The sequence below is a fragment of the candidate division KSB1 bacterium genome (assembly GCA_034521575.1).
Taxonomy (GTDB): domain Bacteria; phylum Zhuqueibacterota; class Zhuqueibacteria; order Residuimicrobiales; family Krinioviventaceae; genus JAXHMJ01.
Genome location: JAXHMJ010000005.1, coordinates 720,463 through 744,405 on the forward strand (window position 1 = coordinate 720,463; position 23,943 = coordinate 744,405).

Sequence of the window (23,943 nt, forward strand, 5' to 3'; positions counted from 1 at the left end):
CAGTATTCATGCGATCCGATAATTTAGGAATTCTATATCAATAAAAATTAAAAATAAAGCAAAGAAATCATAATAACAATCAGTATTCCTACAAGTAAATTCATAGGAAGGCCCACTTTAATAAAGTCTCTAAATTTGTACCCACCGGGGCCATAGACCATCAGGTTCGTTTGATACCCGATTGGGGTAGCGAAACTGGCGGATGCCGCAATAGCCAGGGCAATAAAAAAAGGACGCGGTTCAAGTCCGGCCTGGTGTGCCGCAGACAGCGCCACCGGAAATACAAGTGCCGCAGCCGCGTTATTGGTGATGATTTCAGTATAAATACTGGTTAATAAATAAACAGCGGCCAGGATAGCCACAGGTCCCCAATTACCCACCAGACCGATTAAAAAATCCGCAATCATATCATCCAGTCCTGATTGTTCCACTGCTTTTGAAATACCAAACGCAGACGCAATGATAATGACAACACCCCAGTCAATGCTGTTGCGGGCGTCAGTCATGCTGATCGTTCGTGAAATCATCAATGCCAAAGCCGCCAGCGCCACGCTGATCAGAATCGGTATAACACCGGTGGCCATAGCAACTATCATTAAACCTAATATACTCAGAGAAAACCAGACATAGCCTCTTGGTTTGGAAGCTGTCGTTGCTTTACGCGACACCAGATAAAAATCCTTGGAATGGTACCATTTTTCAGCAAATTTATGATCAGCCAAAATCAGTAATGTATCTCCGGTGCGCAGTACAATATCGCCTATTTTTTTTAGAATCCGCTCTCCGCTTCGGTGGATGGCCAAAATAACAGCATTATAATGCGAACGAAAGTCACTTTTTTTGACACTTTTTCCAATCAATGGAGAATTGGCGGATACCACCACTTCAAATATACCGAGTTTATCAGAGTCATAATGTTTAAGGTCAAACTCATGGTCTTGAATAACAGACAGACCTTTGGTTTGCTGAAGTTCAAGAATGGTATCCGGGAGGCCGGTAAAAAACAATCGATCGCCAGACTTTATGATTTCCCGCGGACCTACAAAAGACAGCAATTCACCCGCCCTCTCAATTTGAAACAAATACAATCCTTTCAATTCACGCAGGCCGGCCTGTTCAATGGTATGGCCTGTGTATCGATATTCAGGCTCTACTTTCATTTCTATGACAAATTCCCGTGTATGCTCACCCAATTCAACCATTGTTTCTTTACGCGACGGCAGCAAATGGCGCATAACAAAAATAATAAAAAGCAACGCAACAAGCGCAACCGGAACACTGACGCGTGATATCTCAAAAAATCCGAATCCCGGATATCCATTGGCAATTAACAATCCATGCACCAATAATGTGGTACTGGTGCCGATCAAAGTACAGGTTCCACCTAAAATAGCGGCATAGGACAAGGGAATCATGAGCTTGGAAACGGGCAAATCCGCTTTCCGTGCCCATGAACGAACCGCGGGAATAAACATCGCCACAATGGGTGTATTGTTGAAAAAGGCAGACAACAGGGAAACCGGAAACAAAAAATGCAACAATTTTCGAGTCAAACTGGCGTCACCTTGACTCAGCCAATCACCAAGGGTATTGAGAACACCGGTATTCTTGAGTGCAGCGGCCACTATAAATAACAATGCAACCGTCAGCATGCCCGTATTGGAAAACCCCGAAACAGCGTCTTCTACTGTAACCACTCCGCCCAATGCCAATAAAACAAGAGTGGCAAATATGATCACATCGGGTTCAAACACCTCACGGATCAAACAAATCGTCATGATTACAATCAAAGCAGCTGTATATATCAACTCAAAAGTCATTCAGAGTACCTGTCAGAATGATAATGTGCGTTTCTCACAAAAGATCAAGCGCAACGTTCAATTTTAACGTTTCGGATATCGACCAGAACCGTTTTTCCGATGCATTCGATTTGAATCGCAAAATAATACACACCCCTGGCCTCAACGACCTGGCCTTCATATCCCATCAACAAACCGCTGCCAATGCGTACATGCTCGCCAATATCCAGGCCATTTTGCACCTGCACATCGACATTCTGTTCCAACAGCATTTTAATGGCATAGATTTCTTCATCGCGGACCGGAGTGGGTTTGTCTTTAAAACTGATAATACGCGCCACACTGGGCACCTTGATCACCTCATAACGATAGACAAACGGGATGTGACAAAAGATATAACTTGAAAACAAGGGCGCCTCTACCCATCTTTTGCGGTCTTTCCATTGATTCAAGGTTTTACGCAGGGGCAAAAAATTTTCAATCCCTGCCTCGTCCAGTTCCAGTTTGACCTTTTTTTCATGCCGCGGACGCGTCACAAACGCGTACCACATTTCCTGTCTCTGCGGTATCATCAACAAAACCTCTTACTCTGATTTCATGCGGGGTGTGTTCGTTTTCGCCGTCTGCTCTTTTGCTTTTTCCGGTCGGTATCGTAATAGTGATAGTATTGATAATAGTAAGAAGAGTTGTAAAAGTTTGTGGTTTTGACACTGTTCATGACAACACCGACAAGCGGCGCTTCAACACGCCGCAATTGTTTAACCGCCATATCCAGCGCCTGGCGCTGGACTTCGCCGCTTTTGACCACCAGCAACACACCGTCCACCTGATTGCTTAACAGAGTCGGATCCGTCACGGCAATCACAGGCGGACAATCGATCAGCGCCATGTCGTAACTCTGTTTGGCCTCCTCAAGCAGATGACGCATCTTTTCCGACCCGAGCAGTTCAGCCGGATTCGGCGGCAGGGTGCCGCACATTAAAAAGTCCAGATTTGACAATCCATTGACAGTCTGTACAGCATCCGACAAGGTGGATTTTCCGATTAAAACATTGGTCAATCCGGGTTCTTTATTGAGTCTGAATAATTTATACAACATCGGCCGGCGCAAATCCGCATCGATCAGCAATGTTTTTGTGCCCATTTGCGCAAAGGTAATGGCAAGATTGGAAACCGTGGTGGACTTGCCTTCACGCGGACCGCTGCTCGTCATCAGGATCGTCTTGCGCGGCTGATCCGCCGCGGAGAATATCAGATTGGTGCGCAGAGAACGATAAGCCTCGGACACCGGTGATTTGGGGCGCAGATGCGTGACCAGCCGCTCGTTCACATTCTGCACTTCCGGATCGGCATTTTTCAAAGTAAACGGCGCGCCTTCGTTATGCTCGGGCTTGATATAGGGAATCATACTGACCAGGGTCAGATTCATGGCTTCCAGTTCTTCAAGATTATTGATACTGTCGTCCATATACTCGCGGAAAAAGGCGATTCCCACGCCCAGTCCCAGTCCCAGCATGGCGCCGAGCAGCAGATTGAGTTTCTTTTTCGGTTTAATCGGATTGCGCGGCGGTTTGGCCGGATCAATGACCCGGACATTGCCCAGCTGCCCGACTTCGGTAATGCGCGATTCCTGATATTTTTCCTGCAGCATAATATAAATCTTTTCGGACACCTGGGCCTGGCGTTCCAGACGCGCCAGTCTCAGCTTTTTTTCCGGCAGGGATTCCAGTTCGTTGTTATAGCGTTCGAGAATACGCTCAAAAGCCGACACTTTGGGTTGCAGGGCCTGAATTTCCGTTTCGATCTCGATTTTACTGGTGACCAGCGACCCCGCCATCACTGAAGGATCAATGAATTCAGCGGCCGCAATTTTCATCACTTCTTCCTTGAACTGGTTTTTGATAGCATCGATCTGCCGGGTCAGCCGATCCACTTCCTTTTGTGTGTAAACCGACTCGGCGCGTCCTTTGTTAATGGCGTCGGATAAAAACATGGCCAGTCTGGCTTCTTTTTCAGCAATTTGCCGTTTCAGTTCTTCCAGATAGGGTTTGGAAGAAATCGTTTCCATATCAATTTTTTTGTTCTGCTGTCCCAGTTTTTTGTCAATATAGGCAAGACGCTGCTGCGCCGACTGGTACTCGGTTTTGGCTTCATTATAGAGAGATTCAAACTCGGCGATTTTTTTCACCAGCTCTTCGGTTTCCCGGTCCAGCGCAATGACATTGGCGGATTCCTGATATTGTTTCAGGTTTTGCTCGGAACTCTGCAGTTCATCTTCGTACCGGCTCAGCTGTTCACGTAAAAAGCGCGACACTTCACGCACTTCGGCCTGACTCTCCTCCCGGTTCATGCGCTTGTAAACGGAAAACACCGTATTGGCGGCAATGGAGGCTGCAACCGGGTGCTGCGCCTGCACCTCTACATCAATAACATCCGTTTCCCGGATTAATTTTACATTGAGATGTCCTTCTCGAAACGAATTCACCCGCGCATCAAATTTTTCCTGTTCCGACAATGTATCCGTCTCTCCGGACCGCAACGTGGACAAGAACGATAAAAGCCCTTTATCTCCCTCCGGCCACAGGGCGTCGACCAACAATTCTGAATCCGGATGGCGCACGAGTTCGCGCACCACATCCTCCGACAGTGAACGGCTGTTCAGGATCTCTACCTGATTGTTGAGCATGGTCTCTTTTTTCATCATGCTGGTGAAATCAAACAAGGATTCGCCCATACCCGCTTTTTCCTCCAGCATCAAACGGACATTGGCCTGATAGACCGGTTCGGTCGTGAACGTCACCCATACGGTAATCACCATCACGAGTATAAAACACGCCGCGATAATCCATTTGCCGCGCGAAAACACACGCAGGTAATCCCGCAGATGGATCTCGCTTTCCGGTGTTTCACTGAAAAACGGGGCATTTCTTCCATTGCCGTTGCCGTTTTCCGGCGTTTTTTGGGAATAGCTATTCATAGCAACATCTACCTCAACATGTAAAAAACGTTAATCCCGCTGGGAATACCATTGCGCAAAATAGACAGCCTGAACAATCGTGGCCACTCTCCAGGTCAGATCAAATATCTTGCTGATCAAATGAAAGGTGGTTCCGGACACCACAATGGTATCTCCCGGACGCAGTACGGGATTATTGTCAAGATCGCCGTGGTTGACAAAATGATTGACATCGATTTCAAATACAACGCTCGAGTCTTGTATGGAACGCACCAGTTTAATTCCTTTAATGCGCGCATCTTCCTGCGGACCTCCCGCATAGGAGAGCAGAGACACCAGATCGGTTTCAAGGGGAACCATGTATTGACCCGGCTTGTTCACAAAGCCCCACACATTGACCGCCATCAAAACCTGATCCTGATCGCCCAGAAAATACTGGGCAGCGGCCTGGCCGGATCCGGGACTAATTTGTGCGGATGCTGACGAGATTATGGCTAACAGGATAACACTATAGAATGCAGGATAGAGTCGTCGCATAAAATCTCCGCCTTTATCTGAGATCAATGATCTCCTGATTTGCGTCCGGTTCGTAGACAAACGTCTCTGCCGGAAGCGTTATATCCGTCTCGATCGATTGAATATCAAACACGGTTCGGTTGTTATTGATATCGGTTCTTTCTATTTTACGAATCATGTTCTTTTTATCCACCCAGAGCCTGACTGTTTGATTAAACTCACCCTGTTGCTCTGCTGTTAATACTATACATAAAAACTCACTGTCCCCGGAGCAAAAATCCGCTGAATAATGCTCCAGATAAGTATCATAAAAGCTTTTCAAGAACGGATTATCCTGTTCACCGGTCGCATCATCAATCAGAACCTGATCATTCATCTTGTTGACCGTCCAGAGGGTTTTACCGTCCGTTACAATCAACTGGTCCGATGTATTAATTCGAAATTTCTTTCCGTTCCGGGTGCAAATCTTTCCTGTTATCTGGCGGGTTTCGTTGGCCAATGTCCAGTGGAACGTCTGGGTATATTCAGCGCAGACGGTTTCAAATGACTGATACGTATCGCGTACGGATTTTAAAACATCCCGAGGGGTCTCATCTTTTCCCTGAAGCGCGTTCGCCCCCAGGACCAACACCCATAATATATATGTTTTTACGACGATTGCAAGCATTTTTTTCCTCTTTTTTAAATTTCTTCTGAATTTTGAAACCAGCCCTGTAATTCGTCCGGTTGCAGCAAAACTTCCCTTGCCTTGCTTCCTTCAAACGGCCCTACAATCCCCGCCGCTTCCAGTTGATCAATGATACGCGCCGCTCTGGAGTAGCCCACTTTGAGTTTTCTCTGGATGATCGAGACCGAACCCTGTCCGCTGTTGACCACAATATGAGCGGCATTTTCAAACAGGGCGTCCCGCTGGTCGCTGTCATACATCAATTCAAAATCTTCCGATTCCTCTTTGAACGCCTTGAGGGGTGTTTTTTCAAAACAGGGTTGATGACGAACATGCTCTATGACGGTCTCTATTTCTTCAGAGCCGATATAGGCATTGTGCAAACGAATGGCTTCCGGACTGGCCGGCGGCATAAACAGCATATCGCCGCGTCCCAGCAGCTGTTCCGCGCCGTTCATATCCAGGATAATCCGTGAGTCGTTGCGCTGCGCCACCTGGAATGCAATGCGGGCCGGAAAGTTGGCCTTGATCACTCCGGTGATCACATCAACAGACGGCCGTTGGGTGGCCAAAATAAGATGAATCCCCACAGCGCGCGCCATTTGGGCGAGACGGGCGATGGGTTCCTCTACATCCCTGGCAGCGGACGAGGTCAGCATCAAATCCGCCAGCTCGTCAACAATCACGACCAGATAAGGCAGCGGCTGCGGATTGTCGTCCCCTTCAGGCGCATAGATGCCGTCATAGATTTTTTGGTTGTACTCTTCCACGCTGCGCACACCTGCTGCAGCAAGAACATCATAACGCCGTTCCATCTCCATTTCCGCTGATTTTAGCATTTCAATGGCGGTTTTGGCGGTGGTTGCCACTTTTTTCCTGGAGCCTTCCACATAGGAAAGATGATGATGATACAATTTGGCATAATTGGACAATTCGAGCCGTTTGGGATCAATCATTAAAAACTGCACCGTGGCCGGTGTGGCTTTGTATAAAAAGCTGTTGATAATGGTGTTCAAACAAACACTTTTACCGGAACCGGTCGCTCCGGCGATCAAAAGATGCGGCATTTTCTGCAGATCGGCAACATAGGGTTCCCCGGAAATATCTTTTCCGATGGCAAACGTCAGAGGTGAACTCGCGTTTTGAAACAAAGTCGTGGATAATATTTCACGGATATAAACCACTTCCGGGACGGGATTCGGCACTTCGATTCCAATGGTTGACTTGCCCGGGATCGGCGCGACAATTCGAATGCGTTTGGCGCGCATGGCCATGGCCAGATCATCGGAAAGTGAGACGATGCGGGACACACGGATTCCGGGAGCCAGACTGAGTTCGTACAAGGTAATCACCGGACCGGGGTTAATCTCCACCACTTGCGCTCGAATACCGAAATCCTTTAGTTTTTCAACCAGCAGTCCGGCATTCATACGCAGCGCTTCCTCACTGATTCCCTCCTGATTTTCAGGCGCCTGCTGCAGCAGGTCAAGCGGTGGCTTTTCGTATTGATCTTCAAATTCAGGGCAAGTCAGGGTATCGTTCAAATCGGGCGTCTCATCAGAATCATTTTCTGCCTCGTCTTCTTCGAACGATTCATCAGGTTGATCAGGCGCCTTGTCCTCACGGCGGTAAACCGGTGGAAAATCCGCTTCCGGTACCTGTTCAGGCATCGCGGGTTTCTCTGCCGTTTCGGGCGCCGGGGGGCGCTTTCGAATCCTGGGCTGTTCAGTTTTTTTATGCTGTTGCCGGGACCACCACGTTTGCAGAAATTGATACAGTTTATACCAGGTGCGAATCAAAAACGTCTCGATACTTGACAAAACCTGCGCCAGGGAAACCGTCGTGCTTAACAGGACCGTTAAAAGGATAATCCCGATCAACACAATAATAGAGCCCAGGTCGCCAAACAGCGCAATCAACACTCCGGCCAGCATCCCTCCCAAACGTCCGGAAAATTCAAAGGATGGATTCAAATGCTCGGGAGCAGACACCAGGTCCTGCCAGGCAAAAGCCACAGAGATGAACAGAGCAAACAAAGCCGCCAAAAGCGACCAGCGTTTGAGATGATAGGTATCCTTGTCTAATAATCGGTTCAATCCCCAGATGATAACCAAAAAGGGTAAAATGAGCGCAGGATACCCGATGGTGTATCGATACAGGTAATGCGACAAATAGACACCGGCCCATCCCATCTCATTTTCAATGCGGTAGCCCTGACTCACACCCGCCGGCGTTTCTGTCGGAACATAGGTATAGAGAGCAATGAACACAAGGACCCCGGTGAGGATCAGCAAAAGGCCCAGAATTTCCTGGCGTTTATCCCAGGAAAAGGATTGCTGCCGCGAATGTTTTCGTTTTTTATTATTTTTATTCGCTTTTCGTTTCGTCATGCGTTCCTGCATCCAGTTTTGATTCATGAATAACCCGATTATAAGACAAGCGGGGTACAATATCCGTGATATTCAACATTGCGCAATAATTCAAATCGGCCTGGAATCCAAGATTTACCAGATATTCTCCATGCGAACTGTTTTTCAGCAGCGTGCCGAGATGATTAAAATATTTCTTTGATAATTTCAACCATTTTTCAGCGAGTTCACTGAGAAGCAGCTTGTCATCGAATTGCAGCAGTTTGTGGATCAAAAAAGCGGCACAGCCCAAATCCTCAACAGAGGGGTGACCGCCGGAGCCGGCGCAGATCAGATGAATATTTTTGTCGCTTTCCGTTAATCGATGGACACTGGCTCCCATATTTAAAAAAGACAGCAAAAAGACCTCACTGACATGCGAGACACTCGCAAGCGCGCGCGTTCCGTTGCTGGTTGTGAGAATAATCGTTTTATCCCGTACTTTCAGGGGGGTGTATTCCAGCGGTGAATTGCCCAGATCAAATCCTTCAATCGGCAGTCCTTTACGCTCTCCGCATAAAAGGGAGTGATGCCCTTGCAGTTCTTTGGCTTGTTCCCGTGCCTGTTCCACGGTTTTCACCGGGATCACCTCTTTCGCGCCATTCATTAGCGCCGTCACCATTGTAGACGTAGCGCGCAGAACATCGATCACAACAGCGATTGAATCATGATAAGAGAATGTTTCCGCGCTTTTCGCGGTTTCCAAGAGTCTGACCGTGCGCATAAAAACCCCTCACTTTTGATAAAAAGGAGGCTTTATAATTTCAGCATCCGTGAGATTATTTCTGATCTTTATGGACAGAGGTGTACCCGCTTTTGCATATTCAGCAGGTACATACCCCATTCCGATTCCCTTTTTCAGCATGGGAGAAAATGTACCGCTGGTCACCGATCCAACAGTGTCGCCGTCCTTGATTATATCATAGCCGGGACGAGGAAATGCTTTTCCTTTGCATTCAAAAGCAACCAGTTTGCGTGTTATTCCCTCTTGTTTTACGCGCCGCAATGCATCCCGTCCGATAAAGTCTCCTTTATCCAGTTTGGTGATCCAACCCAGTCCGGCCTCCAGCGGATGGGTGGTCTGATCGATATCATTGCCGTACAGGCACATTTTCATTTCAAGGCGCAGTGTATCGCGCGCGCCCAGTCCGATGGGCGCAATATCATAAGGCTTGCCGCTCTCCATCAAAGCATTCCAGACCGTTTCAGAGTGTTCCCGCGGGAACATCAGTTCAAATCCGGGTTCGCCGGTATAACCTGTTTTCGATACCAGTACATCGATACCGGCTACGGTCGCATAATCGAACCAGTAAAATTTTATTTCGGACAGATCAAGCTTTGTCAGGGGCTGCAGCACTTTTTCCGATTCCGGACCCTGCAGGGCCAGCAGGCTCAATTCATCACTCTTGTTGGTTAATTTAACTTGCGGTAACAAATGGGTTTCCGCCCACTCCCAGTCTTTTTCAATATTCGATGCATTGACGACCATGACATAGTGATCCGGAGCGCGGTAAACGAGCAGATCATCCACAATTCCTCCATCCGGATAGCACATGGCTGTGTAATGCGCCTGATACACGGACAGCTTGCCGACATCATTGACGGTTAATTTTTGTAAAAACTCGAATGCCTGTTCGCCATAGACAAAAAACTCGCCCATGTGTGAAACATCAAAAAGTCCCACCGTACTGCGCACACGCCGATGTTCCTGCTGAATACCCTGGTACTGCACAGGCATGGCATAACCGGCAAAATCAACAAGTTTGGCGCCCATCTTTTCATGAATCTCATAAAGACCGGTTTTTTTCAATGACATATCAAACCCTCGCAATCGGATAGATTTAATGACTAGTAGACAATTCTTAAAATAGCAACAATTTGTACCAGTGTCAAGCACAAAGTGAGCGTCCCCATGAAGAAAGCCGGAGCCCTCAGGCGCCGGCTTTTGAACAGTCCCGGTTCGACACTTTAATAAATCGCCAGTTCTTTACGACAAGGGATTTGTAAATACGTTTTATTGTAAATAATAAACCGGGACAAGAAAAAATTGACAAATGGCCACAACAGGAAAAAATTATCAAACCAGAGTTAGCTTACAATCCGCATAATATCATTAAAAAAGACAAATATCATTAACGCGAAAATAATAGCCATTCCGATTTGCTGAAAAATCAATTTGGCCTTTGTAGATACGGGTTTTCGCATAACGGCTTCTGCGCCCAATAATACAAGATGGCCGCCATCCAGCGCCGGAATGGGAAATAAATTAATCAATCCAAGATTAATACTGAGCAGAGCGGCAAATCCGAGCAAGCTTGTCAGTCCCGCTCTGGCGGTTTCACCCGTCATTTGAGCGATTCGGATGGGGCCGCCCAGTCCTTCTTTGACAGACACTTTGCCGCTGAACAACATCCCGAAAGACCTGAGCATCAGGCCGGTGAGATTGGCCGTTGATTTAAAACCATATCCCACAGCCGGGAAAAACCCGACGTCTTTGTGCTGCATGAGCGGTTCAATTCCGATTAGCCCAACTTTTCGGAATGCATCTTCTTTGGGTACAACGCTTTTTTGAAACATTTCACCCTTGCGTTCCCATTGAATAGAAATCTCCTGATTGGGAGCCTTGTGTATAATATTAACAATATCCGTCCATTCATCAATGGACTCACCCTCAATGGAGACAATACGATCGCCCTTTTGCAGTCCAATCTCCGCAGCCGGATGATCCTCAACAACAGCGCCCACAACCGGCGGATTTGATTTTAGAGGCACCTCCATACCGGTATACATCATGGTTCCTGCAAAAACAAAAGCGGCAAACAGAAAATTAAATCCGGGGCCGGCTACAATCGCCAGAAACCTGGCCCATAAAGGCTTGGACATAAATTCCCAGGGTTCTCCTTTCAATCCTTCCTGGTCCATACTCTCGTCAATCATTCCGGACATTTTAACATAACCGCCCAGCGGAACAGCCGAAATACAGTAATCCGTATCGCCGATCTGCTTACCGAAAAGCCGCGGTGGAAAACCAATTGAAAAACGCTCCACACGGATACCCACCAGTTTTGCCAAAATAAAATGACCAAACTCATGCACCAGCACCAGAACACCGAGAATAACAGCGAACGGCAATATATACGTTAAAACAAAATCCATAATACCCTCTGTTCATAAAAAGCTTGTTTTTAAATTAGACGTTGTAGAAAGAAAAAAGATTCCTCATTTCTAACTCTTTTTAGCAAGCACAAATTCCCGCGCCCACTGATCCGCCCGGATCAATTCAGCTTCATCCGGTTTTGAAACATGATTAAAATCCTGCAAAGCCCGATCAATCAATTCCGGAATCTGGTCAAACCGAATCACGTTGGACAAAAACAATTGAACAGCGGCTTCATTGGCCGCGTTCATGACAGCCGGCGCGGTTCCGCGCCGGTTGGCCGCATCATACGCCAGCGCCAGACATTGAAACTTTTGAAAATCAGGTGGTGTAAATGTCAATTCGCGCAGCGTATCAAAATCAAGTCGGGGAAAATCCGAGGACCAGCGTTCCGGCCAGGTAAGGGCCAGCTGAATGGGAACGCGCATATCCGGGACTCCCATTTGACCCTTTACAGAGCCGTCCCGGAACGCAACCATGGAATGAATAATCGACTGCGGATGAATGACAACACGCACTTTTTCCACCGGAACATCAAACAACCAATGGGCTTCAATCACCTCAAGGCCTTTGTTCATCATGGTTGCCGAATCGATGGTTATTTTATTGCCCATCGACCAGTTGGGATGATTCAGGGCCTGCTCAACAGTGACCTGGGAAAAGCGTTCCCGATCCCACGTTCGAAACGGCCCACCGGATGCTGTCAAAATAATCTCCTCGACAGCCTGATGTTCCTCGCCCATCAAACTCTGAAAAACAGCGCTGTGTTCGCTGTCGATGGGAAGGATTGTAATACCCTTTTCATGAGCCTTTTTCATAACCAGCTCTCCGCCGATCACCAGCGTTTCTTTATTAGCCAGAGCAATCTCTTTGCCTCGATCCAATGCGGCCAGGGTGGGAAGAAACCCCGCCGCTCCGACCACAGAATTGACAAACAGATCATAGTCGGCTTTCGCAGCAATCCGGGTCAGGGCATCCTGTCCCGTGAACACAGTCACGCCCAAATCCTGAAACAAATTGATATCGTGATCCGCCGGAGACCGTCCCGTTACTGCCGCAAATTCGGGTTTATAGCGTTTAACCAATTCCAGCAGTTTATCAACATGGGTATGAGTGGTCAGGGCTTGTACACGAAATTGTTCGGGAAATTGGTCAACACAGTGCAAAACATTACATCCGATTGATCCGGTTGCTCCAAGAACGGCAATGGTTTTACTCAAAAGTCATATCCCATTGTTTTGATAGTGCAGAAAAACGCGGCTGCAGTTGTTCAGCACGCTGTTTCTCCGAGTCGGTCAAATCTCCAGGCTCGAAAGCAATGTCCAGTTCATTCTTAAACCCTTCAATGACAGCGCGGCGCACCTGTTCTGTATCGATACCCGGATCGAATTCCTGCAGACAGGCGGTATGTCGCTGCATATAACGATGCACACTCTTTTTCCAGGCGGCATCTCCGCGGGTCATATAATCAATGATCTTTAAATGTCCGGGACCGATCAGAATAGAACCATGCTGCAGCACTGAATTGTTGACACGGCGCTGCGCGCTGCCAACCAGCTTTCCGGAGCCAACTCTGATTTCATATTGAACAGACGAGGCATAACACAGACTCGATTTATCGCCTTTGTTAAAATTTTTCGGCGTCCGCACGGCGCGCTCAAAACGTACCGGCACATTTAGTTTCTCCAGGCCGTTTGTCAAACATCGGCTGATTAATTCATAAACAGCACGGATATCTTTGTGGTAACAAGGATTATCCGGAGGAAGAACAACCGCATAAGTCAACTCCTGGTCATGCAGAATGGCGCGTCCGCCGGTCGGTCGAATGACCACATCAATCCCGTCGCGTTCACATTTTTGTATATCAATATCGCTCAGAGATTGATGATATCCCATGGATATGGCAGGCGGATTCCAGGTATAAAGCCGCAGTGTGGGAATATTGAGCGGCGCGGAGAGCTGGGCCATGGCCATATCCACTGCCATGTGATGTGTACCCGGCGCGGATTCGCCATCAATCAGTCTCCATCTCGGATTTTTACCCGTTTCGGCCATCAAATCATACCCCGGTCTGATTCCCTGATAAAATTCAAAACCGATTCCACTTCCGGGATCATGTCAATTTCTTTTTGAATACGTTCTACGGCCTGGCTTGTATTCAAATTCGAGCGATAGAGAAACCGGTAGGTACGTTTGAGCGTCTGTCTCACCTCCGGCGAGAATCCGCGGCGACGCAGTCCAATCGAATTCAATCCCGCAAATCTCAATGGTTCGCCTGAAGCCAGAATAAAAGGCGGTACGTCATTGACCACACGATAAGCGCCTCCGACCATCGCATGTTCCCCCACCTTGCAGAACTGGTGAATGGGAGTCATGCCACCGATAATGACCCAGTCTTTAACAGTAACATGACCGGCAATTTGCACACCATTGGCGATAATGACATGATCCCCGATCATACAATCGTGCGCCACATGACTATAGGCCATCAGCAGACAGTTTTTACCGATCTTACTTTACCCAGGTCATGGGTACCGCGATTCAGGGTACAAAATTCCCGGATCACTGTTTGATCGCCGATTTCGAACGTGCTTGTTTCGCCGGAAAATTTCAAATCCTGAGGAATGGTTGCGACAACAGCGCCTTTATGGATGCGGCACTCACGGCCGATACGCGCTCCTTCGGCCACAAGCACGTGAGAGTCAATTCTGGTATGATCACCAATGACCGTATCCTTTTCAACAACCGCAAAAGGTCCGATTGTCACATTATCGCCGATTTCCGCTTTGCGGTCAACAAGTGCAGTGGGATGTATCTGTGTACTCACAGTTGTAGTCCTTTGTTCAGGATTCTTCAATATCAACAATGGCTGCCATCAAATCCGCTTCGCAGGCCAGTTGATCGCCGATATAAGCGCGTCCGTACATTTTGGCCATGGTTCGCCGCTGGGCTCCCATTTCCAGTTCAAAGCGCAGGGTGTCGCCGGGCGTGACCGTATGTCGAAAGCGGACATTGTCAATTCCGGTAAAATATACATATTTGGTGCTGGGGTCCATTTCGGCATTGAGCAGCATCACGCCGCCGACCTGGGCCATCGCTTCAACGATCAAGACGCCGGGCATGATCGGTTTTCCGGGGAAATGTCCCTGAAAAAACGGTTCATTCATGGTTACATTTTTTATCCCGACCACATGTTCACCGGGCACCAGATCTACAATCCGGTCCACCAGTAAAAACGGATAGCGGTGCGGCAACACTTTGGCAATGGCCTCGGAATCGAGAACCACATTGCTTTCACTGACGTGATATTTTTGCTTGATCAGTTTCTTTTTATATTCTTTGCGAATTTGCTTCACCAGTTCGGAATTGGCCTTGTGCCCTGAACGGGCTGCAATAACATGTCCTTTAATCGGCACCCCCAACAGCGCCAGGTCACCAATCAGATCAAGCGCCTTGTGACGAACCGGTTCGTTGTAATAACGCAGTTCTACATTATTGAGAATCCCGTTTTTCGAGAGTTCGATTTCTGCATCAATATTGAATAATGAACGCAGATCATTCATTTCCGCGTCATCCATCTCTTTATCAATAATCACCACCGCATTATCCAGGTCACCGCCCTGAATCAGGCCGGCTTTGCGAAGTTCCTCAACTTCATGCAAAAAGCAAAACGTGCGGGCAGCGGCAAACTCGGTGGCAAATTCTTCATGCAGGGAATACATGGATGTATACTGAGTTCCCAGAGCCGGATTCTGATAATCCACCATAAATGTAATACGAAACTCATCGGAAGGAAACACGACAATATCAATACTGCGAGACGGATCGGAATAAGCAATCGTCTTATCGATAACCAAATAATCGCGCAGGGCGTCCTGTTCTTCGATGCCGGCCTTGAGCAACACCTCAACAAACGGAAGAGAACTGCCGTCGCCGACAGGGGGTTCATTGCCATCCACTTCACATATAATATTATCAATTTCCAGGCCACTGACAGCGGCAAGTACGTGTTCCACGGTATGAATTTTTACATCACCGATCCCGATGGTGGTGCCGCGTGATATATCAATCACATGATCGACATCTGCCTTTACATCAGGGCTGTCTTTAATATCGGTTCGGCGGAAGACAATGCCCGTATTCACAGGCGCGGGTTTGAACGTCATCGTTGTTTTATTCCCGGTGTGCAACCCGGTCCCGGTATAAGATGCAGGCTTTATGATCGTTTGCTGATTTTTCAGAGCATCCTCCTATGGTTTTTAGGGGATATTATTCTTTTATTTTTTTCTCCAAAGCTTTAACACGTTTGAGCAATTCAGGAAGTCGCAAAAGCGATGCAAATTCCCGTTTTTCTCTAAAAAAAGGACGCGCCGGTGTGCCGTTGTAATAGGAATCATCGGGTACAGAATGGGTAATCCCTGACTGAGCGCCTATCGTCACACGATCTCCGGTCTTGATATGTCCGGCAAACCCCACCTGTCCGCCGATCATGTTGTATTTTCCCAATTTTGTGCTTCCGGAAATACCGGTTTGCGCGGCAATGGCGGTATGTTCATCAATTTCGACATTGTGCGCCACCTGGATCAAATTGTCCAGTTTGACGCCGTTTTTGATCAACGTTGATCCCATTGTAGCGCGATCAATCGTTGTATTGGCTCCAATTTCAACATCATCCCGGATGATCACATTCCCCATTTGCGGAAGTTTGTGATATTTTCCATCCTGAAACGCGAACCCGAAACCATCCGAGCCGATCACGGCCCCCATATGAATGATACAGCGGCTGCCGATGACACATTGTTCCCGGACAGACACGTTCGCGTATAATACGGTATCGTCGCCCACAGATACATCCGTCCCCAGCGCGGCGCCGGGGTGTATCCGGGTATTGTCGCCGATCCGGCAGCGGTCTCCAATGACCGCGTTGGGCCCAATGCGCACGTTTTCACCAAGCTGTACATCCCGACCGATGACGGCTTTTTCGTGTATTCCGGATGCGAGCTGTTCAGGCGGCTGATACAATTTTTGTGCAAGGGTCAAAAATGCAAAATACGGATTTTTAACCCGCAGCAGAGTCACCGGGGCATCATTGAAATCGGGATCAACGATGACAGCAGATGCCCGGGTGCTGCTGATGTATTTGGCGTATTTGGGATTCGCAATAAAAGACAGTTGTCCGGGTTCAGCCTCTTCAATTTTGGCCAGGCCCTTAATCTCTAAATCGGGATCACCGTCAATCTGCGCTCCTGTCCATTCAGCAATATCGGATATTTTAAGGTGCATAGTTGGGCTCCGGACGCATAAAGTAACGGTTTAATTTGACGATTCCAGGCCTTGTTCAAGCTCATCCAGCACGAGCTGTGTCAGGTCCCGCTGATTCTCACCGACATATACGATATTACCGGAAACCGTATCAAAAATGTAATCATACTCTTCTTCTTCACCCACTTTACGGATAGCGGTGTTGATCTTTTCAATAATGGGCTGCATGATCTCATCCTGGCGCTGATAAAACTCGCCATTCTGACCCCACTTTTGATTCTGATATTGCTGAATTTTTTGGTACAGCGCCTGAAGTTCCTGTTGTTTTTCTTGCTGACGTTCTTCGCTGAGTAAAAGCTTCTGAGATTCCAGCTGCTGTCCCAGCTGCTGGAACTGCTGCTGCATCTGACGGGCTTCTTCTTCCCATTCGCGGTTTAATTTATCCAGCTGTTCCTGTGCATCCTGGGCTTCCTTATACTCGGCCAAAATTTGATTCGAATTCACATAACCGAGTTTCTGCGCTGCGGCTGTCATGCTGAATGCAAGTACAAATACAGAAACAAGCGCCATTAAAATTGATTTTTGAAATTTCACAATATCCTCCTGTTATAAATTAGTTGGTAAAATTCTTAGAAACTTCGTCCAAAGACAAAATGCATCTTCCATTTTGGATTTGGATCACCCTGATTATCGACGCGGTCGAATCCGTATCCATAATCAAAACCAATAATCCCGACCATCGGCATAAACACACGCCCGCCGATTCCCACTGATCGTTTCATATCAAATGGATTGGCGCGGCGGAAATCGGCCCAGGTATTGCCGGCTTCTGCAAACAAAAGCCCGAAAATAGTTGGATTGGGCGCGATCGGGATACGCAGTTCAGCCGTGTATTTCAAGATCGTCTGCCCGCCTTCATCAACCATACGATAACCGGACAACGGGTCGTCATATCCACGAAGCGGAGTAGAACGCGACAAGCCGTCACCCCCTATAAAAAAGTATTCCAGATAGGGAATGTTGGCTCCATCGCCGATTCCATCCAGATAACCGGCATGCACACTGGTATACATGACAAGATTCCAGAAGGACGGAATGAACCAGTCCGCATTGAACGTCCATTTATGGAAATCCACGTTTCCGCCTAAAAACGTGCCGGCCAGTTCAGCCCGTAAAGACACATCGGAACCGCGCGTGGGAAATTCGGGGCGGTCGAGACTGTTGCGTGACAACAGAAACGTCACGCTGCTGCTGATAAGCGGCCAATCTTCATTGATAATATTATTGGGATTGGCTTCCACAATATATTGATTAAAGTTTGAAAGCTCGGTACGGTCAAGACTGTAAATCATATCACCGCGGAAAAAGTTGTCCGGCCAGCGCAACCGGCGTCCCAGACGAACCGAGGCGCCGCGAGACACCTGTTTGTAGCCGATATAATACGCGTCACGTTTGGTGTCATAGAAACTGAATCCCGCCAGTGTGGGTGTATCAAACAGCCAGGGCTCGGTAAAGCCGATATTAAAGGAACGATAATAGCGGCCGAACATCCAGTCGAAATTCAACTGCTGTCCGTTCCCGAATAAATTGGCCATGGAGACTCCAATACTGCCGATTAGCTTATCCCGCTCGCTCCATCCGGCGGACATATTGGCGGTATCTGTCGATTTTTCTTCAACCGCAAATTCCAGATTTACTTTTTCCTCGGAAATCGGATTCACCTTGGGCTCTACATTGGCGAAATAATTCAGCATCCAGACTTCCCGCTGACTGCGTTCCAGCAGTGAGCGGTTAAAGGTTTGTCCGGGAAATGCTTTGATTTCACGCCGGATCACTTTTTCCTTGGTCTTTGAATTGCCCGTAATTTTTATCTCGTTGATCTTTGCCTGTTTACTCTCATTGACAATAAACCGAATATCGAGAATATGCTCATCATCCGGATTCAGTTTTTCCTGGGGCGTGATGGTCGCAAAAATATACCCGCGGTCGTAATACAGACTCCCGACATGCTGATAAACCGCTTCATCCAGTTTTTTCTTCGAGTATACATCCCCGGTATCAAACCGCAGCTGAGCGCTCAATTCCTTATCGGTAAAGATTTTATTACCATCCCAGGTCATTTCACCGAAATGGTAGAGCGGTCCTTCATACACCCAGATGTCAATGAACATGTCATCGCGCGTCTGGTTGTAATACAAACTGTCTCTCAGGATTTCCGCGTCCCGGTACCCTTCATTCTGATAAAACTGAATGACCTTTTTCAAATCATCGCGGTAATTGTCTTTATCAAAATCAGCGCTCCGCCACCAGCGGTCTTCTTTGATTTCTTTGAATTGTTTTTTCAGCTTGCCGTCATCAAATGCATTGTTGCCGTAAAACCTGATTTTTTCAACCTGGACTTTATCGCCTTCATTAAACGTAAATTTAACAACAACCCGGTTGCTGTCAGCAGAAGAAGACGATTTGGAGATATCAATCTGCGCCAGCAGAAAACCTTTTTCCTTGTATTTATCCAGCAACTTTTGTTTGGCCCGCGCCAACATGGCCGGACTGACAATCTGACCCCGATAAAAATTCAATATCTCTTTGATATCTTTTTCTTTGAGTTTTTCGTTACCCTCAATCTCATATCGTCCCAGTCGCGGGTATTCTTCCACCTTGATGGTAATATAAATACCGTCGGCCAACTCCCGGTCTACAAGAACTTTGACATCGGAAAACAAATTCAGACGCCACAATTGACGAATGGCGGTTTGCACCTTTTCGCCCGTAATTGTGGTTCCCGGCGTCAATCCCGAACTCATTCTAATCATATCGGCATCTGTGTTTTCGTTTCCCTCAACAGAGATGCCCAATATTTTAACCGAAGAATATTGTGCGGCAGTTGGCTGGACAGATAGAATCGCGAGAACAAGTAGTAGAGTAAAAGCTGATAATCTCATAAGCGTCATAACTGCATGCACCTTTTTTTTAATCAATAATTTATGAAATTCTATAAAAAGAGTAAAGGAAAATGTGATTTAAAACGGAAACCAGTGACGAAGCACGATGCGCGCATCCTGCCGATTATACAGCATCAAACTATCATAATCGTACTCAAGTTCCAATAAAACCTGGGGAGAAATGCGAAATTCCAGTCCCAGTGTGTGATGCAGTCCGAGCGCCTTTTCCCGGTATCGGTAGCCGATGCCCGACTCGATTTGACCGGTGTACTGGAGAAAAAACCGGTTGGCCAGATACTTTCCGACAATAACCCGGGTGCTCTCGAGCAGCAGCAATCGGTCATTCAGCACCACGGTGTTGTTTAAATTATAGTTTAAAATATTCTTTGTCAATTGAGAGCTAAATCTCACATAATCCAATCCCAAGGTTTTTTCAAGTTCCCGTTCCAGCGGCCTGAACAAAGGACGAAACAGAATATTATCCGTGCTGTACCCGAATGCCGACAAGGCGCTGTTTTGCAGGTTGCTGGCGGAATAACCGAGCGATGACATGATCTGCGCTTCGCTGACTCCGACATTCGGATTGTCACTGGTTAATTTGAAGCGGATTTTGTTAAACCGGCCGCGTGAACTTTCCTGCCGCGCCCTATCCCCAAAATTATCCTGGGTCACCGTCGTATCCACAGTCTGCAGAGTCAGATAAATATTTGACGTAATACCCAGAGAATCCGTCACTGTGGTTTTTGCGCGGCCATAGGTGATCGGAATCATACTGCTCCGGTCGAATTGAACGCCAAACTGCTCGACCATAAAACTCATATCCAGGTATTCTACAAAGCCGCTGGTGGAACGCAATTCACCATTAATCCGGAAGGTATCATCTGCAAGCCTGCCGGTGAATTCCAGTCCGCCAAAGTTTTCATCCAGCATGATATTGACATAGACTTCATCAATAGCTCCTGAATAATTACGGGAAAACCAGTTGTTTTCCATGGGTACGACTTTAACATCCCAAAACAAATTTTCAAAAAACTGATGAACGCCGGTCTTTTTATTATTCTCCCGCTCGTAAAAGGGAAACATAATTTGTGAATGGGACAAATAGATCATTCCGCTCAGAATATATCCGCCCTCACAGGCTGCTACGATCATATTTTCACCTTCAGCGCGGCCGGCAAATTGCAACCGCCCAAACTCTCCGGGTTCCATCAGCCCCTGAATATTCAGCGGCAGCGGCTCTTTGCTGTGCACCACCAGGGCGCCGAGATTCAGATCAGGCCCCGGGATCGTAATATTCTCAAGGGGACGCTTTGAGTCAATCTGCTCGACAGGTTCATTGTGAATTTCAAAGGGGCTCTCCCCCATTTTGCCTTTGAGATGTTCAAGATCGACATATCGATTTTCCGGGTCAAATGATATCTGTGCAGACAGATCCCGTACCGGAGCAATAACATTGGCAAAATTCACTCTCCCGTCCCGAATAGACAATTCAGCCTGATCAATTAGGGGATTTTGCGGGGTACCGCTTACGTGAACATTCAGAGAACAATCTGCTGACGGGTCCTTTACAAACTCTGTAATATCCGACAAAAAGAACAGCAAATTGCCGTCCCCTTTGAGTTCAAAGCGCATACTGTCGGAAGCGGCAAACGGAAAAAACCCGTTACCCGACAATTCATATCGGTCAAACCGGGTGAGCCGGAATGAATCCAGCGCCACGCCGTGGGCTGCATTCCGGGAATCCATCACATTCAATTCCAACTCATCGAACGGAATCCCATAAATATCCCCTTCCTTGAGCCCAACCCGGCCCCTGATCTCCGGGGATGTCCGGCTGCCTTTTACAGCCAAATCGATAAATGTCTTTCCGCTGACCGGAAATTCTTTTTGATCTGCAGCAAACCACACGTGTCTCAGGTCAAATCCAGCGCCTTTTAGCCAAATGTCAAGGTCCTCAAAATCCGTAGACATCGAACCGCCGGCAATCAGCAAGGTTGCGGTCTCGGTGTTTAGCATAAAATTCCGAATACTCAGTTTATCCGGTTCCCAGGTAAAGCTTAGTGTAGAGCCATAAGGCCCTCTGTCATTGAAAAACATCTTTTGGATGGAAATATCTCCCTGAACAACCGGCTGAAAAAGCGTACCGCTGAACATCAGGTCCGAATCGGTTTTAGCGGTAAATCCGGACAGCGAATCGCCCAGAATCCGGTTTAATTCCAGACCAAATGTTTTAACAACGCCATTCAGACGCAGGCTGTCGTTCAGGTTTACACTCAATCGGGAAAACAACTGATTTTCGATGGAAAGCTGCGTTAATCGAAATTGCGAGGCGGTTTTCTCAAGCGCATATTCAGCGATCAAAGGATTGATAGTATCGGGGTATAGAGAAAGCTTTCCGCTTCCCACCCAACCTGTTGCGGACGTTTCAGCGTTCATGGCCAATGATAGAAATTGCCCTGTCCCCCGGCGAACAACAGTCAGGCCGGCATCAAATTGTTGTTCATCACCTGTCAGATCAACTGAAAAATCATACTGCTCTCGCATTTTGCTGGTTGCGGGCAGATTCAGTACGGCATAAACAGCATTGGCGATAGAATCGCCTTTGAACGTATATTTCAAAAGCTCACCGGAAAAGTCAACCATGGCTTGCAAATTGAGCGTTTCGCTATGCTCCAGACTATGAATCCTTGCTTTTTTGTTATAATAGGAAAATGCGGAATGCAGATAAACGGAATCCATGGTCTGTGAATAAAGAGAACAGCCGATCGTCCCCAGAATAAGCGGTCTGTTCAGGGTGCCGGATAATTCAGCAGAGAGCAGAGTATTCAGGGAAACAAGAGGCTCGGGAAGCATCGGATTTAAAAGCGGAGCGATATCGCCCAGCGATTCAAAAGAGGCGGAGAGTTTGGGCCGTGGACTGTTAAAATCAATTGATCCATTCAAGTCAAGTTGAACGCCATTGCATCGGCCGCGGCTCGATTTGATAAAAAGTTCTTTTTTACGGTATGTAACGTCTGCCGTCAAATCATCCAATTCAACACCGCTCACAGTAAATTTGGCGGCGCTGACAATGCCGCTCAACGCTATATCAGAGTTGAAACCGGTGACTTTGCCGTTAGCGCGTAAAACACCCTGCATATCGGCGCTGATATCATCCGGAAAAACGGCCTCAAACCGTTGCGGATCAAAATCACGTACAGTCACGTCCAAATCAAAAACCGGATCGAATACCTGATAAATATGACCTTTCAGGGACACAGCCGCACCGTTGACAATTTGCTCTGATTTTACTGAAACATCGCTGCCCTGAATTTCACCGCTGGTTTGAGTGTTTTGGAAATGTAACCTTCCGGACTGCAGCGTAAAATCTCCCCCGCGGATATTAAAGGTTCCGGATAAAGAGCTTTGGTTGGGTGACTTTTGCGGCGTCCACTGCAAATCGGCATCCAACAAACCCTCATTCAGTTCAATTTGTTCCGGGTCAAGCAGATCGATTCCGTTTTGCAAATTATAGTCATCCACATTAAAACTGGTATGCAGGAAATGCCCGGTTTCCAGATCGATTCTTCCCTCTGCCAGTATATTTTTTTCCATAGAGTTAAAAAGAGAACCCTTTCCGCGCAACACAAGTTCGGACTGTTTTTCCCGATAAATCGCTCCGTCCAGACTGCGGATAACCGGATATGTCGTATCATCCTGTGCCCATTGAATAATGCCTTTTTTGATGGTAATGCGCTTAAGATGTTGTATGGGTTCAAAGTTCAACAACACCTGTTCAACAGAAACAAGGGAATCCGACGGCGACCCGGCCGACCTTCTACCGGCTAATGGCGTGCGTTTAAAGGTGACAACAGGATTCAAAAACTGAATATTATTCGAAAGTTCCGCCGGTTTAAATCCGGGAATAATCAAATTCAGCACATTATACCCGAGAACCAGGTCATGAATCTCAATCAAAATATCGTTATCTTCCAAAGGCACATGTATACCCTGAATGTGTATATTGCCAAATCCGACATGTACTTTGGAAATATCAAATTGTTTTCCCAAAACAGGACGAAGTTGATTCTGAATATAATATTCAAGTCTTTCATTCGCTTTGAAAACACGCCACCCCTGCAACAAAACCATAAGCGCCGCCACAATAAAGATAAATAAAAAAAGAACCCACTTTCTCTTTTTCAATGTATCCCTTTTACATTAATATTCGTACACATGTTTCATATCTTTATGCTT

The 23,943-nt window shown here is 47.2% G+C and carries 16 protein-coding genes and 1 pseudogene; all 17 read right to left on the minus strand.

Annotated features, from left to right (window positions below):
* Window positions 1-47: 47 nt before the first annotated feature.
* The 17 genes and pseudogenes from U5R06_16125 to U5R06_16205 all read right to left on the minus strand — a co-directional run bounded on the left by U5R06_16125 (window position 48) and on the right by U5R06_16205 (window position 23,892).
* Window positions 48-1,820, minus strand: a complete 1,773-nt coding sequence (locus U5R06_16125; GenBank protein ID MDZ7724283.1) for an SLC13 family permease — start codon at window positions 1,818-1,820, stop codon at window positions 48-50.
* A gap of 44 nt (window positions 1,821-1,864) precedes the next feature.
* Entirely contained in the window at window positions 1,865-2,371 is a 507-nt protein-coding gene (locus U5R06_16130; protein MDZ7724284.1) for a UpxY family transcription antiterminator, read from the minus strand.
* Window positions 2,372-2,394: 23 nt separating this feature from the next.
* The gene (locus U5R06_16135) at window positions 2,395-4,776 is read right to left on the minus strand and encodes a polysaccharide biosynthesis tyrosine autokinase (GenBank protein MDZ7724285.1); all 2,382 of its coding nucleotides are present in this window, start codon (window positions 4,774-4,776) and stop codon (window positions 2,395-2,397) included.
* Between the two features lie 30 nt (window positions 4,777-4,806).
* Window positions 4,807-5,292 (minus strand): SLBB domain-containing protein, encoded by a 486-nt coding sequence (locus U5R06_16140; GenBank protein ID MDZ7724286.1) that lies wholly within the window; start codon window positions 5,290-5,292, stop codon window positions 4,807-4,809.
* Window positions 5,293-5,305: 13 nt separating this feature from the next.
* The gene (locus tag U5R06_16145) at window positions 5,306-5,938 is read right to left on the minus strand and encodes an outer membrane lipoprotein carrier protein LolA (protein ID MDZ7724287.1); all 633 of its coding nucleotides are present in this window, start codon (window positions 5,936-5,938) and stop codon (window positions 5,306-5,308) included.
* Between the two features lie 14 nt (window positions 5,939-5,952).
* Window positions 5,953-8,328, minus strand: a complete 2,376-nt coding sequence (locus tag U5R06_16150; GenBank protein ID MDZ7724288.1) for a DNA translocase FtsK 4TM domain-containing protein — start codon at window positions 8,326-8,328, stop codon at window positions 5,953-5,955.
* Window positions 8,306-9,070 (minus strand): 2-phosphosulfolactate phosphatase, encoded by a 765-nt coding sequence (locus U5R06_16155; protein MDZ7724289.1) that lies wholly within the window; start codon window positions 9,068-9,070, stop codon window positions 8,306-8,308. The genes U5R06_16150 and U5R06_16155 overlap by 23 nt, the downstream gene beginning before the upstream one ends.
* A 9-nt stretch (window positions 9,071-9,079) precedes the next feature.
* Window positions 9,080-10,162 (minus strand): glycine cleavage system aminomethyltransferase GcvT, encoded by a 1,083-nt coding sequence (gcvT, locus tag U5R06_16160; GenBank protein ID MDZ7724290.1) that lies wholly within the window; start codon window positions 10,160-10,162, stop codon window positions 9,080-9,082.
* 272 nt (window positions 10,163-10,434) lie between these two features.
* Window positions 10,435-11,502 carry an RIP metalloprotease RseP gene (gene rseP, locus U5R06_16165; protein ID MDZ7724291.1) on the minus strand — a complete coding sequence of 356 codons (1,068 nt, stop codon included), beginning with the start codon at window positions 11,500-11,502 and terminating at the stop codon, window positions 10,435-10,437.
* 69 nt (window positions 11,503-11,571) lie between these two features.
* Complete coding sequence (locus U5R06_16170) at window positions 11,572-12,723, minus strand: 1-deoxy-D-xylulose-5-phosphate reductoisomerase (protein ID MDZ7724292.1); 1,152 nt, start codon at window positions 12,721-12,723, stop codon at window positions 11,572-11,574.
* Window positions 12,716-13,558: a lipoate--protein ligase family protein gene (locus U5R06_16175; protein ID MDZ7724293.1), complete on the minus strand. Its 843-nt coding sequence runs from the start codon at window positions 13,556-13,558 to the stop codon at window positions 12,716-12,718. The genes U5R06_16170 and U5R06_16175 overlap by 8 nt, the downstream gene beginning before the upstream one ends.
* Window positions 13,558-14,330, minus strand: a pseudogene (lpxA, locus tag U5R06_16180) (acyl-ACP--UDP-N-acetylglucosamine O-acyltransferase). The gene U5R06_16175 and the pseudogene lpxA overlap by 1 nt, the downstream one beginning before the upstream one ends.
* Window positions 14,331-14,346: 16 nt before the next feature.
* A complete protein-coding gene (locus U5R06_16185) occupies window positions 14,347-15,744 on the minus strand; it encodes a bifunctional UDP-3-O-[3-hydroxymyristoyl] N-acetylglucosamine deacetylase/3-hydroxyacyl-ACP dehydratase (GenBank protein MDZ7724294.1) in 1,398 nt (465 codons plus the stop codon).
* Between the two features lie 28 nt (window positions 15,745-15,772).
* Window positions 15,773-16,786: a UDP-3-O-(3-hydroxymyristoyl)glucosamine N-acyltransferase gene (gene lpxD, locus U5R06_16190; protein MDZ7724295.1), complete on the minus strand. Its 1,014-nt coding sequence runs from the start codon at window positions 16,784-16,786 to the stop codon at window positions 15,773-15,775.
* Between the two features lie 30 nt (window positions 16,787-16,816).
* Window positions 16,817-17,359: an OmpH family outer membrane protein gene (locus U5R06_16195; protein ID MDZ7724296.1), complete on the minus strand. Its 543-nt coding sequence runs from the start codon at window positions 17,357-17,359 to the stop codon at window positions 16,817-16,819.
* 35 nt (window positions 17,360-17,394) lie between these two features.
* Complete coding sequence (bamA, locus tag U5R06_16200; protein ID MDZ7724297.1) at window positions 17,395-19,716, minus strand: outer membrane protein assembly factor BamA; 2,322 nt, start codon at window positions 19,714-19,716, stop codon at window positions 17,395-17,397.
* Between the two features lie 69 nt (window positions 19,717-19,785).
* Window positions 19,786-23,892, minus strand: coding sequence for a translocation/assembly module TamB domain-containing protein (locus U5R06_16205; GenBank protein ID MDZ7724298.1), 4,107 nt, complete (start codon window positions 23,890-23,892; stop codon window positions 19,786-19,788).
* Between the last annotated feature and the right edge of the window lie 51 nt (window positions 23,893-23,943).